Source organism: uncultured Microbulbifer sp., from assembly GCF_947504145.1.
Taxonomy (GTDB): Bacteria; Pseudomonadota; Gammaproteobacteria; order Pseudomonadales; family Cellvibrionaceae; genus Microbulbifer.
Window position 1 is genome coordinate 541,679 of sequence record NZ_CANNGQ010000003.1, and the last position, 15,217, is coordinate 556,895.

Genomic DNA, 15,217 nt, shown 5'->3' on the forward strand with positions numbered 1-15,217 from the left:
CAGGACGGCGGCCCGGAAAGGAGAAAGCCAGAGTTTCCAGGCGGCGCGGAGTTGCCCGGATCGCGGTGACTGTGCACGTCAGGCGTACACAAGTTCTTGTAACTCGGTGACGTTACCCACCGCCTCGATGTCGACCGCGCCCGCCCCTTCAGAGCTGATTGCCGAGTAAATGGGCAAGGTAGCCGCACCCAGCAAAGCCATATTTTCCATTTTGGGGGCACGAATAAACCGGGGAATCTCCCGTTCACCGAACTGGGATACCGATGGGATAAACGGACGCAGACGCCGGATAAACTGATCGATAAACCAGTCCGGAATATCACCGCCGAGAATCACCGTCTGCGGATTGACCAGGTTCTCCACCATGTTGAAAGCAATGCGCATGGGCTCGCTCATCTGCTGGAACCAGGCATCCAATACCGCTTTGTGCTTGTCGGGGTCGGCAAGAATTTCCCACCAGTCCTGGCCGGGTTTGATCTTGCGTCCCAGTGCTTTGGACAAAGAACCGAGCGAGGCATATAGATCAAGACACCCATGGTTTCCGCACCGGCACTGTCCGCCATGCTGGTCAACGATGACGTGCCCCAGACGACCGGAAATGCCGTTGTACCCGCCAAACAGCTGGCGATTGAACACAATGCCTGCCTCGAGACTTTCCCCAAGGTGAATGTAAACAAAGCTCCGCAAGTCCCTTGCCGAACCGTAAAGCATCTCTGACGCGGATACGGCTGCCGCTACATTCTCACTCACCACGGGCAAGCGGATCCGCTCAACCAGCTGCGTGCGTACCTGCTGCACATGCTGATCAGTGAGATTTCCCAATTGACCGGCTTTTCGGGGATCGCGGCTGAACGACTGCGGTGGCGGCATTACCAGTCCCACACCCAGAACACGTTCGCGGCCCGCAGGGGCTCCCTGTAAACACGTATCCACAATCTGCGCCAAGGTCTCCACCAGCACATCTGGGCCCTGCTCGCTGAACGGGAACTGTCGCACTTCCATCGCTTCGCCAGCGATGTTGTACAACCCGGCTTCGATGCTGCGCGCCTTGACCCGAAGTCCGATGGTATAAGCTCCCTCGGGATTCAGGTCGAGCATCTTCGAGGGTTTGCCTACACCCTCGCGACGAATTCCTGTCTCGTGAATCAGACCGGCGCCGGCCAATTCGTCAGTGAGGTTGGAAATGGTCTGCTTGGTAAGCGCCGTGCGCCGCGCGATCTCCACACGGGAAATGGGCCTGGCGGTAGTGATCAGGTTAAGCACCAGTCGCAGGTTCGATGTTTTACTCTGCTTGGAATTATTGCCTCTCAAGCCGCTCTCCCTTCATCTAGTAATGCCAATATCGACTACTGCGCTCATCAAGTGCACAACAATCCTCGCTCGGCCGCATCTATCGCAAATTAACCGCAGCATAAAAGCTTAATTGCATTTAGTCAATTTGTTTGACTTGGAAATCAGGCTTCGCCAATATTGCGCTCATACACACAGGGAAAGCCCCTATTGAGCACTTCTGCAAAGCGCTGCAGCAACGACGCCGGAAAATAAAAATTATGTATCGAAAGTTCCTATTTCCTCTGCTACTTACCAGTCAGCTGGCGCATGCTGCACCGGATACCCAGACAGGGTTGAACGCCCCCCTGCGCGGCCCCCTGGGCAACATCGCGGTCAATGCCGAACAAGCAACTCTGTTGCAGCCGGAAGATATCGCCCGGGTTCACGAACAGGCCAAGCAACGGGGCAAGGGATTCAAGGCCGCACTGGTATGGCACGGATCCAGCAACTGGGTAAACGCCCTGAGCGAGGGGGCCAAAGATACTTTTTCCCAGTTGGATATCGAGATAGTCGCAGAAACCGATGCCCAGTATGACCCCGCCAAACAGGCGGCAGACATCGAAAATGTCATGGCGCTCAAGCCCGATATCATCCTGTCACTGGTAATCGACAGCACCAGTGCCGCCACCAGCTATCGCGCAGCGGTCGATCAGGGCAGCAAGCTGGTGCTGCTGTCCAATCCAATTCAAGGCTTTAAACCCGGCCAGGATTATGTGGGCATCGTCACCGATGACATGCGCGGGATGGGGGTCGCCGCCGCGGAAATGACCCGGGACGCCATTGGCGGCAATGGCGCCATCGGCATGATCTACCACGATGCCGACTACTTCATCACCAATAACCGAGACCAGGCATTCCGCGATGCCATTCAGCGAGGGCTCGCCGGTAATGAGCAAATTCGTATCGCAGTAGAGCGCGGTTTTACCAAAGAAAGCGAAACCTCGAATATCGCCTCCGCCATGGTATTGCAGCACCCGGAACTGAAAGCCATTTATGTGGCCTGGGATGCCGCCGCAGAGGGTGTGATCGAGGGGCTCCGCTCCATGGGGCGCGGCGATATCAAAGTCGTCACCCATGATCTGGGGGTTAACAACCTGGTGGACATGGCGATGAACGGCAGTATGTACGGCACTATCGCCGACCGGCCCTATGAGATAGGCCAGGCCATGGCTCGCCTCGGCGCCTACGGACTTATTGAAAAACCTGCACCGGCATTTTCCGTGGTCGGCTTCGATAAGGTGCAGCGGGACAACATCCGCGGTATCTGGAGCAGTGCCTATCGCACCGAACTCCCCAGGCTACTGGACAAGGCGCTGAAATAAATAATCGGCAACCTCGCCGCTCCATACCAACAAACAATTAGAACAACACTTAACCGGGGTCGAAGCATGCTCTCTTCGCTGAAGTTCAACAACTGGTTCTCTGCCAGTGCCCTTATTCGCAAGGAATACTTTGTCTACTACGTTTTCTTTCTGGTGTTACTGTTTTTTACTGTGACACTGCATGAATCCTCATTCTTTTCACTGGCGAATTTTATGAACATCATTCGCCAGACGACACCAATCACCATCATGGCGATCGGATTGACCTTCGCGCTTGCCGGTGGGCACATTGACCTGTCGATCGGCTCGGTGGTGGCACTGTCGGCTCTGGTTGCCGCGGTATTGATGCAACAGGTACCCATGCCGGTCGCGGTATGCGGCGCATTGATGGTCGGCGTTATCATTGGTCTGATCAACGGCCTGCTGATCGAATGGCTGAAAGTCTCCTCCCTGTTGATCACGCTGGGCACGATGGGTGTAATTACTGGCCTGTCACGGCAGATTACCAACCTAGAATCCGTGCCCATTATCAACAGCAGCTTTAATTTTATTTTCGGCTCCGGCAGTTTTGGCGCCATTTCCGTATTACTGGTGTGGACCATCGTCGCTTCGTTGATTGGCTATATCGTGCTGCGTAAATTGCGTTACGGCCGCCACCTGTTGGCCGTGGGCGGCAATGAGAATGGCGCGCGCGCGATGGGTATCAATACCGTAAAAATCCGTATCGCCTCTCTTGTTATTGCTTCCACTTCTGCTGCTATTGCCGGCCTGCTCTATGCCGGTCGCCTACACGGTGCGCGGTACACACTGGGGGAAGCCGACTTGCTCACGGTCATCGCCGCGGTTGCCATCGGCGGCACCAGCCTGTTTGGCGGCCGCGCGTCCATTCTGGGTGCGGTAATCGGATCCTGGCTGATGGGGCTGATCAACAACGGCTTGATTCTTTCCGGATTTTCTACAAATGAACAAATGATTGCTCGCGGACTGATCCTTGTTGTCGCGGTGGCCATCGGTGTGAAGGAGCAGCAGAAATGAGCAACGAATTGCTGAAACAACCCGCACTTACCATTAAAAATATTTCCAAGAGTTTCGGCGGTATTCAGGCGCTGAAAGATGTCAGTTTCAATATCAACAAAGGCGAAGTAGTTGCCCTGTTGGGTGATAACGGCGCAGGTAAGTCCACACTGGTACGTTGCGCGTCCGGCATTCACCCGCCGGACACCGGAGAGATCCAGGTCAATGGCCGCGCGGTAAAAATAGCCTCCCCCCAAGATGCGCGCGACCTGGGTATCGAAACCGTATTTCAGGATCTCGCCGTTATCCCGGAGTTTGACATCACCGCAAACCTGTTTCTGAACCGGGAAACACTGTCAAAAAATCCACTGCTGCGCTTTTTTGGCTGGCTGGATGACAGTGCCATGGAGGCCACTGCCAGCCGTTCACTACAGAGGTTGAACTCGCGCATTCCGGACCTGAGTGAAGCCATCAAAAAACTGTCTGGTGGGCAGCGCCAGGCCGTAGCCATTGCACGTGCGGTCAACAGTGGTGCCGATGTCGTCATTATGGATGAACCCACCGCGGCCCTCGGCGTCGAGCAGAGTGCACAGGTGAATGAGCTAATTCGCCTGATCAGTTCACAGGGCGTGGCGGTACTGTTGATCAGTCACAACATGCAACATGTAATGGAAACCTGTGATCGTGCTGTAGTGTTAATGCGTGGCGAAAGTATTGCGGATGTCGCGATCAACGATGTCTCCCCACGGGATCTTGTGGGTTTCATTACCGGCGCCCAGCGCCTGAGCGCATAAAACGGCGCAACAACCAATTGTCGCGTGGATTTAAAAGGATTAAGCGATGCCACAGGATACTCTGAAACATGTCAGCACGCTGATCAAACATATGTCGCTGGCAGAAAAAGTCGGTCAGTTATTCATTCTCGGTTACTCCGATAAAGACACAGAATACGCGAAGTCGCTGGTGCGGGACCTGCACGTAGGCGGCTTCTACCTGACCCATGACAATGCGGAAACTCCCGAGGAAGCCTACGCACTTACGTCACAGCTGGACTACGAGGCGCATTTACGTGCCTGTGATGCACCACTGCTTCTCGCTGTGGACCAGGAAGGCGCCTGGGGTGTACTGGTAGAGCACACGACCACCGGGCCCGGCAACCTGGCTCTGGGCTCGGCAGACAATCTGGCGCTGACGGAAAAGATGCACCAGGTACTTGGCCGTGAGATTCGCGCACTGGGCTTTAACTGTATCCTCGGCCCCTGCTCGGACATCAACAGTAACCCGAAAAACCCCATCATCGGCGTACGCTCTTTTGGTGAGGATACGGAAAAAGTCGCGGCGCATGCTGCAGCGGCGGTAAAAGGGCTACGCCAGGGTGGCGTGGTGTCTTCGGCCAAACATTTTCCCGGCCACGGCGATACCGGTGAGGATAGCCATCGCCTGCTTCCCACTGTGGATAAAACCTGGGATCAATTGCGACGTAGTGACCTTGCACCCTTCCAGTCCACCATCGATGCCGGCGTGGATCTGATCATGACCGGTCACATTCTTTATCCACACATCGATCCGCAAAACCCCGCCACTCTGTCAAAGAAAATTCTGCAGGACATATTGCGCAAAAAAATGGGGTTCAGAGGCCTGGTTATTACCGACAGTATGAATATGTGGGCCATGCGAAAAAACTACGCACCGGCGGAGGCTGCGGTACGCGCCCTCGCTGCAGGCGCCGATCTGATCATGCTCAGCGAAGAGCACTATGAAAATCAACTGGGAAATTACAAGGAAAAGCAGCGCGAAACCATTCTGGGTGTGATTCACGCAGTAGAGCGCGGTGAGCTGGCAGAGTCCATCATCGATACGGCCCTGACCCGCGTACTGTCCGTGAAGTACACAGGTGCGGAGTTTACTCATCCCTCGCGTTTTGTCCGCGGTGCACTGCAAAGCGGCGAGCATCAGAACATTGCCGCCGAGTGTGCCCACAAGGCACTGCAGGTTGTACGAAATCACTGTGGCGCATGGCCGCTAAAACGCGATGGTTTTACCCTCGCCGGCGGGTCCAACCCCGCCATGCACCAATTGGTGACCGGCACCCGCGGCATTGGGCCCAACGAACCCCATGCAGCCTATGATGTATTCCGGCAAGAGCTCCGGGCGCGGGGATGCAACTTTCGGGAAGTCGGGTACGAACTGCTGGACACACTGCTTGCCGAAGACAGCCGTGTTCGTATTGAACTACCCCTGGTGATAGTCACCGAAGACTACCCCTTACCGGGATTGGATTACGACGGCGACCAGCAGGCAGAGATCGTCCGACGGGCCGTGGCAAAGTTTGGCGATGCCGTGATCGTGATCGCACTGCGCTCCGATTATGAACTGGCAGCCTTTCCAGGGCTCTCCACCTACGTCTGCAGCTACTCCAGTCGAGCTTGCAGTGCCCGTGCAGCAGCACAACTGCTTAGCCAGGACCTGGAAATTTCAGCGAAAAACGCAGAAACCGCCTGACGCTCCTCCAAGTGATCAGTTGGAAAAAATACAATAACAACGGTACCAAACATGCGCACTTTGAATCTGGTTGGCTCCGCCCTGCTTACCTCGCTGCTCATCGGATGTGATCAACCCGCCAACGGCGCGGAAAGTACGATGAAGCAGCTCTCATCCACCACCTCAGAACGGGTTGCGAGCAGCCTATCGGTTACCCTGGAGGTACTAAAAAACTTCCAGGGGGTGGACGGCGATCTGCGACAGCAGTGCAAACGTGCTGGCGGCATCGGGGCCAAGTGCTCCACTTATCGCATGTCGCTGAACAACATTGGCGCGAAACTGGCCTCGGGACAGAGCGGCTGGAATCTTTATTTCCACAGTATCCGACGCAACCTTGTTCTGCTGAACAGCGATGCCTTTGCACTTGAGCACGTTAAGGGCGACCTTCACCGGCTGGTGCCTACGGCGCAATTCCCTGGACTTGCCAAGGGGCAGACTCTGCAACTGGATATCCTCATCGAAGAGCGGATCCAGTTCGAATCCGATTTTATGCCACGCTTTTTTATTGCCGACGATGCAGGTAATACGCAGGTCATTGCCAACACCGACAGCGAAACGCTCTCGGATTTTGTCCGCCCCATCATCAGTAATGACCCGCTGAACTGGAAACACACCGCGGACGACGGCAATACCCTGGCGAGCGCAGCCAGTCGCTACCAGAGTCATACAGCCGCCGGCACACCCGTAAATGATGGCCGCGCGCGGATTATCCCCAAGCCCCTGTCCAGCACTCCTTATCCTCAGGCGCCACTATCGCTCACGGCAGGTATTCGTGTAGCAGGCACAGTACTGGCCGAGAACAGCCATGTCGCAATCCAACATCGGCTGCAACAACTTAACCTGACAGAAACCGGCGATGCGGCATATCCCGTTGATATAACCATCCAACCGGAAACCTTCGACGAAGCCATTGCCGGCAGTTATCGCCTCGACGCACGGGGTGGGGGCGCAACCATTATCGGCTTTGATCAGGCTGGTGCATTTTACGGGATGCAATCCCTGCTCTCGCTTGTGGATGCCAAACAGCGCACGCTGACCCTTGCCCATGTCGAAGATGCACCGCGCTTTCAATACCGCGGTATGTTTCTCGATGTAGCGCGCAACTTTCACAGTAAAGAGGTTGTACTCAAGCTGCTGGAGCAAATGAGCGTATACAAGCTCAACCGCTTTCACTTCCACCTGTCTGACGACGAAGGCTGGCGCCTGGAAATACCAGGCCTTCCAGAACTGACCGAAGTGGGCGGTAAGCGCTGTTTTGATCTGAGCGAAAAACGCTGCCTGCTACCCCAACTGGGTTCAGGGCCAGACAACGATAATTTCGGCAGCGGCTTCTACACCATGGCCGACTATATAGAAATCGTGCGCTACGCCGCTGCTCGACATATCGAAGTGATTCCCGAGTTTGACACCCCGGCTCACGCGCGCGCCGCTATCGTCGCCATGGAAGCCCGGCATCAAAAATACCAGGAGACAGCGCCCGACCAAGCTGACGAATTCCGACTGATCGACCCGGAGGACAGCACCGATTTCCTGTCAGTACAGTTTTATAATGACAGCTATGTAAACCCCTGCATCGAGTCAAGCTATCAGTTTGTCGCCAAACTGGTTCGCGAGGTGCAACAGATGCACAAAACCGCCGGAGCGCCACTGACCACATGGCACTTCGGTGGAGATGAAGCAATCAACCTCCGCGCATTCGACAGTTTCGAGGATGCACCGGGTACCGATCCGGAAAAAGGCGATGTCGCCGCTGCTTCCCGCCAGCAGCCCTGGTCCGGCTCGCCCCAGTGCCAGCGACTGGTTGAAAACGGCACCGTGGACTCCATCGAAAAACTGGGCAATTATTTTGCCACGCGTGTCAGTAAGATAGTGAGCGACGCCGGCATCCCCACGATGGGCGCCTGGTATGACGGTCTCAAGAATATTGAAAATCCCCATACACAGCTGAGTACTCGCGATAACTACATCAATTCGTGGGCGCCAGCCTTCGGCGATGGCGGCGACAAAAGTCACCGCCTGGCGAGCCGGGGTTTCGGTGTGGTGCAGTCTCATTCAGACCACCTGTATTTCGACATGCCCTACGAAATGGACCCAAAAGAAAACGGCTATTACTGGGCCTCGCGGAACTCCGATACCCGCAAAGTTTTTGGCTACTCGCCACTCAACACCCCGCAGCTAGCGGAAGTGTTTCCCGATGCTGACGGCAAGCCCTGGGAAGGAGAATCGCCGGGCGCAGATTTTTCGCAATCCGTAGTGGGAATACAGGGGCAGCTCTGGAGTGAAACCACCCGTACCGACGAAATGGTTGAGTACAAAATTTTTCCGCGCTTACTCGCACTTGCCGAGCGCGCCTGGCACAAGGCGACATGGGAAATCGACCCAGATGGTCAGGTGTTTAACGATCAAAGCAACCGTGTTGACACAACACAGCTGGCCGATGACTGGCTGATGTTTTCCGCAGCGCTCGGCAACAAAGAGCTCTACAAGCTGGACCTTGGTAATGTGGGCTACCGCGTTCCTGTGCCCGGTGCAGTTGTCGAAGCCGGCATACTGAAAGTCGCAACCCCATACCCGGGCCTTCCAGTAGAGTACTTCGACGGCCGCGAGTGGCAGCCGGTCACTCAGGAAACGGCGCCGGAGTCGATTATCGGGTTAAGGGCACGCAGCGCCGATGGCAAACGTGCGAGCAGAAGCGTGGAACTCTGAGGGCGGCAAGAAGATCACGCACAAACGACGTTTCCTCCCCCCGGGGGGAGGACGCGGGGCGAAGAGAGGGCTGGCACACTAACGTTGTACAATTGCGCCTCCGGGGTTCTGATGCGGTTCTGGTGAATGGAAACCCCGGCTCAAGCCACGCTGACCGGTCAATGCCATGCTCCTAGCCTCCAAGTACAGCCTCCCCGACTGCCCGGAACACACCCTGCAAAGGCCCCGGTTGCAGTCTCTTCTGGAACAGAGCCAGAGTGACCAGCTATTACTGGTCACCGCCCCCGCCGGATACGGCAAGACCACCCTGGTCACGTCCTGGGCGGCGGAGCAGGACAACCCGGTGGCCTGGTACTCCCTGGACGGCGGCGACAACGAGCCCGGCCAGTTCTGCCGCTATCTGGTGGAAAGTGTGCACCGTGCCACCGGCAATGGCGTGCCCGAGACTAGCAAAATTCTCGCCGCCCAGCACAACCTCGACCCCTCCCTGGTCATCAGCCAGATGCTGTCGGAACTGCGCCAGCTCCCCAGCGAACTGCGTATCGTCCTCGACGACTACCATCAGATCGACAACGCTGCGGTACACGATGCCACCCGGTTCCTGCTGCGCCATGCGCCCGCCGGTATCGGCGTGGTGATTACCAGCCGCAGCCAGCCACCACTGGGGCTGGGCGCCCTGCGCCTGCAAGGACGACTGCTGGAACTCTCCGCAGACGAACTGGCACTGACCACCGACGAAACTACCCAACTTCTGACTCAGCGGCTGCCGTTTGCCCTCGGCAGCGACCGTGTAGCACAGCTGCATCAATTGTCCGAAGGTTGGCCACCGGCCATTCAGATGTTTGCCCTCTCGGTACGCAACCAGGAAGAAGTGGACCGCTACCTGGCGGAGCTGGAGCAGGGCCACGGGCACATCCTCGACTATCTGGCAGAAGAGGTACTCGAACGGCTGGAGCCGGAACTGCGCCAACTGCTTGCCCGCACCTCCATCCTCACCCGCGTCAACGGCCTGCTCGCGGAGCGGCTGAGCGGCCAGAGCGGCGGCCAGCAACAACTGGAAACCGCCGCCAGCCGCGGCCTGTTTCTGCAGGCACAGGATTCCAGCCGCCAGTGGTTCCGCTTTCACCCGGTATTTGCCCGCTTCCTGCAGCGTCAACTATCTGATAGCGGCGAGCTTACACAGCTGCACCAGACCGCCAGCGACACCTGGCAGGAGCTCAATCAGCCCCTGGAGGCTCTGCGCCACGCCCTCAAGGCCCAGGACCGCGAGCGGGTGCACAAGCTTATCGCCGAACAGGGCGAGCAGTTCCTGCGTGAAGGCCAGTTCCGCGTACTGAACGACAGCCTCAACTGGCTTGGCGAAGACCAGATCAAACGCCACGCTTCCTTTACCCTGCTGGCCGCACGCCTGGCCCGCGACAGTTTCGATTACGACCACTGCAACAAACTGCTGGCCGCCGCCGAGAGTTGGTTACAGCGGGAAGACCCTAAACAGTGGCAGGATTTCGAAGGTGCCTTCGCTGCCATGCGTGCGCAGGTATCTGTGTCCCGCGGGCAGATTCTGAAGGCCAAGGAATACGCCCAGGAAGCACTGGAACTACTGCCCGACGAGCAGGACAACGAGCGCATCGCCGCCCAGCTGGTCATCGGCGAAACCAGCTTCTGCCTCGGCGAGCTGGACCAGGCCATGCACCATATGGAAGCGGTGGAAAAAGCCACCCTCGCCCGCCAGGACATTCCCAATGCCGCCTGGGCCCTGTGCCAACAGACCGAGATCGCCTTCGCCAACGGCCTACTGAAAAAGGCCGCCGCACTGCAGGCACGGGCGCAGCGGTTGGTAGAAGAACACCACCTGGTGGGACTGCCGATTTCCGAATTCATCTATCGTCTGAAAGGTCAGCTGCAATGGGAAGCGGTCGACCTGGACGGCGCCGCCGACTCCGCCCGCCGCGGCATGCAGATCAATCGCAAGGTAGGCGAACGCTGGTTGCTGCCCGAGTACACCCTGCTGCTGAAAGTAGCCCTGGCCCGCGGCGACAAGGACGAATGCCTGGAGTGGATGGAGCGCGTAGAGCACCTGCTCGCCGGAGAGCACTACCACCGCGACTGGGTGGCCAATGCCAACGCAGCCAGAATGCGTGTGTGGCAGGCCCTGGAAAATACCGATGCCATCGCCACCTGGCAGGAACAGGCAGAGCCTGTGGCCGACCGCCCCAGCAATCACTTCGAGCAGTGCCACGGACGCAACCACGTGCGCGCACTGATTTCCCTACACCGCTGGTCCGACGCCAATCGCCTGCTGGGTCGCCTGCAACAGGTGGCCGAAGAGTGCGGCCTGGTCACCGACCAGCTGCGCAACCGCGTCCTCGCTGCGCACCTCGCGTGGCTGCGGGACCGCAAGGAACCCGCACTGGCCCACCTCCGCGCGGCACTCACCATCATGCAGGACAGCGACCTCACCGCCAGCTTCCTGCAGATCGGCAAGCCAATGATTGTGTTGTTAAAAGCGGCACAGGACGAAACCGGAGAGAATAGCCTCGACGAGCGACAGGCCGACAAGGCCCAGCAACTGATCAAACTCGCCCAGCAGCAACCAGAACTGGGCGGCGGCATCCGCATCGAACTGGACGAAACCATCGTGCGCGAAATCCTCGCCAGCGACGCCGTGCCCGACTTCCTACGCCACTCCCCCCTCACCCCCCGGGAATGGCAAGTCCTCAACGCCATCCACTCCGGCCTCTCCAACGAACGCATCGCCCGGCACTTCAAAGTCGCACCGAGCACCATCAAAACCCATATCCGAAGTCTGTATCAAAAACTGGATGTGAAAGATCGCCAGCAGGCGATTGCGCTGGCGGAGCAGTTGTTGCGGTCGGTGCAGGACAAGCCCTAGACGGACGGAGAATGGAAATAAGCCGGTTTTAACAACCGGCTTTGAGGGATTTTTGCGGTTGCGGAGCTTCGGATGGCTCCGGGGGGTAGATATTGGTGGGCCACTTCAGCGGGGCAAATTCTTTGCAGAGTTGCATATTGCCGATTTCGGCTTTTACCTCATCGACGCGCGCCTGGGTTTCTGGGCCGAGTTCCAAGGTAATGCTGTTGAAGATAGCATCTTGCAATTCTTGCATTGGTGAGACGTCAAAGACTGGGCGGTGCTCAGAATCAAAGCTATAAAAATCCTGCGCAAAACATATCTCCACAAAGTGCCCATCGCTAATCGGGAACACAAAAATATGTTCGGGGCGAACTAATTTCATCGGATCAGAACCCCGGCTGATTTTAAAACTCGCGCTGGGCACGGGTAGATGTGAGTACCGCTGCCAATCTATAGGGCCGTGAAAACGAGGAATATGAGAAAGCTCATTTTCCCAGTTGTGATGCCCGTAGCGTTCATTCAAATAGTGCAATAAGACCACTTCAAAGGCCTTGGGGTTAAAAAAAGACAGGTTCTCAAATCTGTGCTCGTTGAACCGGCCAATAACACACACGCTGAATATCAGCTCCCCTTTGCACCCGGTCATCCACGGACCGTAAAACGCCCACAGGCGTCTTAGAAGACAATTGATTCCCCAGAGCTTCGTAACGGGCTGTGTCGTGGAGCACGCAGGTTTAAACGACTTCCGGCAAGCGTCAAAGTGGTTGCTGGTGAGCCGGAAAATGATGATCCCTGAGGCAGGCAGTACTGATCACGGCGCCGCCACTCCAGCGGCGGCGACCTTGAGGCCGCCATTCAGCCATGCTTCGGAATGGTAGCCCTTGCTATAGGGATCATCCTGATTCCTTAGCCGTACACCAGCCACGCTAAACTGGCTAAGTGCGCCACGTGCACTCAGCCCGGTGTCAGCGATACGCTCATTTAAGCGCATCTGTAATTGGTGGGCCAACTTCAGTGCTTTAGCGGGCGAAGTGCGGGGTTTGTGGAAGTAAACTGTATGCTTTTTCAGGCTTACACCTTTATCTACCAATATTTGCATCGCCTGAGTCAGCACTGCGGAGCCACCAAAATCCGCAGCCCATGCCACGCCCTCCACATCGCGAGCCGCTGCCATGGAGGTCGCCAAAAGTAGCGCAGATGCGCGACTGCTTGTCACTGACAAGGGGTCATAACGGAAAAGGCTTCCCAGCTGATCCCTACCCGGAGTGAAGTGCAAGTCTGCACCACTACCAGGAACTTGAGCGGCACCAGCTCCCAGATACTTAAACGTTCGAGGAATTGTATTTCGAACTGCATCAGACGCCCTCTCCCCCCCTATAAGGGAGGAGGTAAGGCAGCACCGACGCCGCCATACTGACCCTAACCTAATAGCTACACATAACAGCATTAAAAACGGACTCAAGGCATGAGCGGTAATCCCAACAGCAACCCAACCGGGGAATGGTGGCGCAACAGCGTTATTTACCAGATTTACCCCCGCAGCTTTTGTGACGCTAACGGCGACGGAATTGGCGACCTCCAGGGTATCTGCCAGAAGCTGGACTATGTGAAAACCCTCGGCGTCGATGCCATCTGGATCTCTCCTTTCTTCAAGTCGCCGATGGCAGACTTTGGTTACGATGTATCCGACTTCCGCGATGTTGACCCGATCTTTGGCAATCTTGACGACTTCGACCGGGTGATCGAAAAGGCTCACGAGCTCGACCTTAAAGTCATCATCGACCAGATCCTGAGCCACACCTCCGACCAGCACCCCTGGTTTGAAGAGAGCCGCCAGAGCCGCGACAACGCCAAGGCCGACTGGTATGTGTGGGCAGATGCGAAGGAAGACGGCACTGCACCGAACAACTGGATGTCCAACTTCGGCGGCAGCGCCTGGCGCTGGTGCTCGCGCCGCCGTCAGTACTACCTGACCAACTTCCTCAAGGAGCAGCCGGATCTGAACCTGCACAATCCTGAGGTTCAGGAACAGCTACTGGCCGACCTGAGATTCTGGCTCGACCGCGGGGTCGACGGTTTCCGCCTGGACGCGATCAACCACGCGTTCCACAACCGCTCCCTGCAAGACAATCCGGCGCGCCCGGTCAAGCTGGATGCCAACGGCCTGCCGCCGGTAAACAGCTACGAGTACCAATGGCATATCCACGACAAGTCGCAGCCGGAGAACCTCACGTTCCTGCAGCGGGTACGTGCACTGATGGACGAATACCCCGGCTCTACCACCGTGGGCGAGGTGGGCGACGATAACACCCACAAGATCATGGCCGAGTACACCACCGAGAATCGTCTGCATATGGCGTACTCGTTTGACCTGCTGTCAGAAGACTGCAGCGCGCAGTTCCTGCGCGAGACTCTCGAGAAAAACCGCCGGGTGACGGAAGAAGGCTGGCCCTGCTGGTCCATCTCCAACCACGATGTGCCGCGTTCTTTCAGCCGCTGGAACAAGGGTTTTGGCCCGGAGGCCGCTGCAGCCCGCGCACCGCTGTTCCTGCTGATGCAATTGATGCTGCGCGGCAGTGTATGTCTGTATCAGGGTGAGGAGCTGGGCCTGCCGGAAGCGGATGTGGCCTTTGAGGATCTGCAGGACCCATACGGCATCAACCTCTGGCCGGAATTCAAGGGCCGCGACGGCTGCCGCACCCCCATGCCCTGGTTCAACGGCGGCGAGATCAATGCGGGCTTCTCCAAGGTCAATCCTTGGCTGCCGGTAGCACAAGAGCACTACCACCTGGCCGCCTCCGTCCAGGAGGATGACCAACACGCCATGCTGAATCGCTTCCGCGCGTTACTGAGCTGGCACGGGAATCTCACGCCGGAACTGGCCACCGCCAGCCAGCGGATTGTGGAGACAGGCGATGACCTTCTGGTCTTCGAACGTGGCAGCGAAGGGGATCAGGAGCGCTTTTTTGTAGCACTGAACCTGGGTCACGAAGCCGCAGACCTTGCTCTACCAGAAACATTTGCCGGCAGCGAAGATGTGACCCCCAGCTGGTTCGCCGGCAAGGTGAACGGCAATGTGATCCATTTGCCGGTTGCTGGCGCACGGGTCTTCTCCAGGAAGTAAGCCCGGAACCAACTCCGTAAATAACCCACAGGAAAAATCGAAAAAATTCGGACTTTATTGAGAAATTGGCACGCACTTACGCAAGTGCAGCGAACTCGACCTGCTTAACGCGCTCAAAGGGTTACCTCTCAATAAGATCGTCAATACGTTGCTCTCTCGTCAAAGCACGACTTCCAGTTTTCTGGAATTTTGAAGCCGGCTACATAGCCGGCTTTTTTTTGCCTGTCTCCCCTGTACCTTTCACTCCCCACGCACTCCCTATGCACTCCCCATGCACGATGGCCTAGCTTGCCAAAGCAACCC

Annotated in this window: 10 protein-coding genes; 7 read left to right on the forward strand and 3 right to left on the reverse strand. The window is 57.1% G+C overall.

The window, feature by feature from the left end:
* Positions 1-78: 78 nt before the first annotated feature.
* On the reverse strand, positions 79-1,311 hold the full coding sequence (locus tag Q1A74_RS12960) for an ROK family transcriptional regulator (protein WP_299596709.1): 1,233 nt from the start codon (positions 1,309-1,311) through the stop codon (positions 79-81).
* A 239-nt stretch (positions 1,312-1,550) separates the two neighbouring features.
* Between Q1A74_RS12960 and Q1A74_RS12965 the strand changes: the two genes are divergently transcribed.
* The 6 genes from Q1A74_RS12965 (at position 1,551) to malT (ending at position 11,808) form a co-directional block, all read left to right on the forward strand.
* On the forward strand, positions 1,551-2,654 hold the full coding sequence (locus tag Q1A74_RS12965) for a substrate-binding domain-containing protein (protein ID WP_299596713.1): 1,104 nt from the start codon (positions 1,551-1,553) through the stop codon (positions 2,652-2,654).
* A gap of 66 nt (positions 2,655-2,720) precedes the next feature.
* On the forward strand, positions 2,721-3,689 hold the full coding sequence (locus Q1A74_RS12970) for an ABC transporter permease (RefSeq protein WP_299596716.1): 969 nt from the start codon (positions 2,721-2,723) through the stop codon (positions 3,687-3,689).
* Complete coding sequence (locus Q1A74_RS12975) at positions 3,686-4,462, forward strand: ATP-binding cassette domain-containing protein (protein ID WP_299596719.1); 777 nt, start codon at positions 3,686-3,688, stop codon at positions 4,460-4,462. The genes Q1A74_RS12970 and Q1A74_RS12975 overlap by 4 nt, the downstream gene beginning before the upstream one ends.
* A gap of 46 nt (positions 4,463-4,508) precedes the next feature.
* A complete protein-coding gene (locus Q1A74_RS12980; RefSeq protein WP_299596722.1) occupies positions 4,509-6,170 on the forward strand; it encodes a glycoside hydrolase family 3 N-terminal domain-containing protein in 1,662 nt (553 codons plus the stop codon).
* A 51-nt stretch (positions 6,171-6,221) separates the two neighbouring features.
* Positions 6,222-8,915 (forward strand): family 20 glycosylhydrolase, encoded by a 2,694-nt coding sequence (locus tag Q1A74_RS12985; RefSeq protein WP_299596725.1) that lies wholly within the window; start codon positions 6,222-6,224, stop codon positions 8,913-8,915.
* Positions 8,916-9,081: 166 nt separating this feature from the next.
* Positions 9,082-11,808, forward strand: a complete 2,727-nt coding sequence (malT, locus tag Q1A74_RS12990) for an HTH-type transcriptional regulator MalT (RefSeq protein ID WP_299596728.1) — start codon at positions 9,082-9,084, stop codon at positions 11,806-11,808.
* 28 nt (positions 11,809-11,836) lie between these two features.
* Here malT and Q1A74_RS12995 read toward each other — a convergent pair whose 3' ends face one another.
* Positions 11,837-12,436 (reverse strand): hypothetical protein, encoded by a 600-nt coding sequence (locus Q1A74_RS12995; RefSeq protein WP_299596731.1) that lies wholly within the window; start codon positions 12,434-12,436, stop codon positions 11,837-11,839.
* Between the two features lie 165 nt (positions 12,437-12,601).
* Positions 12,602-12,964 carry a hypothetical protein gene (locus Q1A74_RS13000; RefSeq protein WP_299596734.1) on the reverse strand — a complete coding sequence of 121 codons (363 nt, stop codon included), beginning with the start codon at positions 12,962-12,964 and terminating at the stop codon, positions 12,602-12,604.
* Between the two features lie 291 nt (positions 12,965-13,255).
* On the opposite strand from Q1A74_RS13000, the gene Q1A74_RS13005 reads away from it, so the two are divergent.
* Complete coding sequence (locus Q1A74_RS13005) at positions 13,256-14,914, forward strand: alpha-amylase family glycosyl hydrolase (RefSeq protein WP_299596737.1); 1,659 nt, start codon at positions 13,256-13,258, stop codon at positions 14,912-14,914.
* The last annotated feature ends 303 nt before the right edge of the window (positions 14,915-15,217 follow it).

Coding starts and splice junctions, on each gene's coding strand:
- Q1A74_RS12965 (WP_299596713.1), top strand. CDS start 1,551: ATGTATCGAAAGTTCCTATTTCCTCTGCTACTTACCAGTCAGCTGGCG.
- Q1A74_RS12970 (WP_299596716.1), top strand. CDS start 2,721: ATGCTCTCTTCGCTGAAGTTCAACAACTGGTTCTCTGCCAGTGCCCTT.
- Q1A74_RS12975 (WP_299596719.1), top strand. CDS start 3,686: ATGAGCAACGAATTGCTGAAACAACCCGCACTTACCATTAAAAATATT.
- Q1A74_RS12980 (WP_299596722.1), top strand. CDS start 4,509: ATGCCACAGGATACTCTGAAACATGTCAGCACGCTGATCAAACATATG.
- Q1A74_RS12985 (WP_299596725.1), top strand. CDS start 6,222: ATGCGCACTTTGAATCTGGTTGGCTCCGCCCTGCTTACCTCGCTGCTC.
- malT (WP_299596728.1), top strand. CDS start 9,082: ATGCTCCTAGCCTCCAAGTACAGCCTCCCCGACTGCCCGGAACACACC.
- Q1A74_RS12995 (WP_299596731.1), bottom strand. CDS start 12,436: ATGACCGGGTGCAAAGGGGAGCTGATATTCAGCGTGTGTGTTATTGGC.
- Q1A74_RS13000 (WP_299596734.1), bottom strand. CDS start 12,964: ATGGCAGCGGCTCGCGATGTGGAGGGCGTGGCATGGGCTGCGGATTTT.
- Q1A74_RS13005 (WP_299596737.1), top strand. CDS start 13,256: ATGAGCGGTAATCCCAACAGCAACCCAACCGGGGAATGGTGGCGCAAC.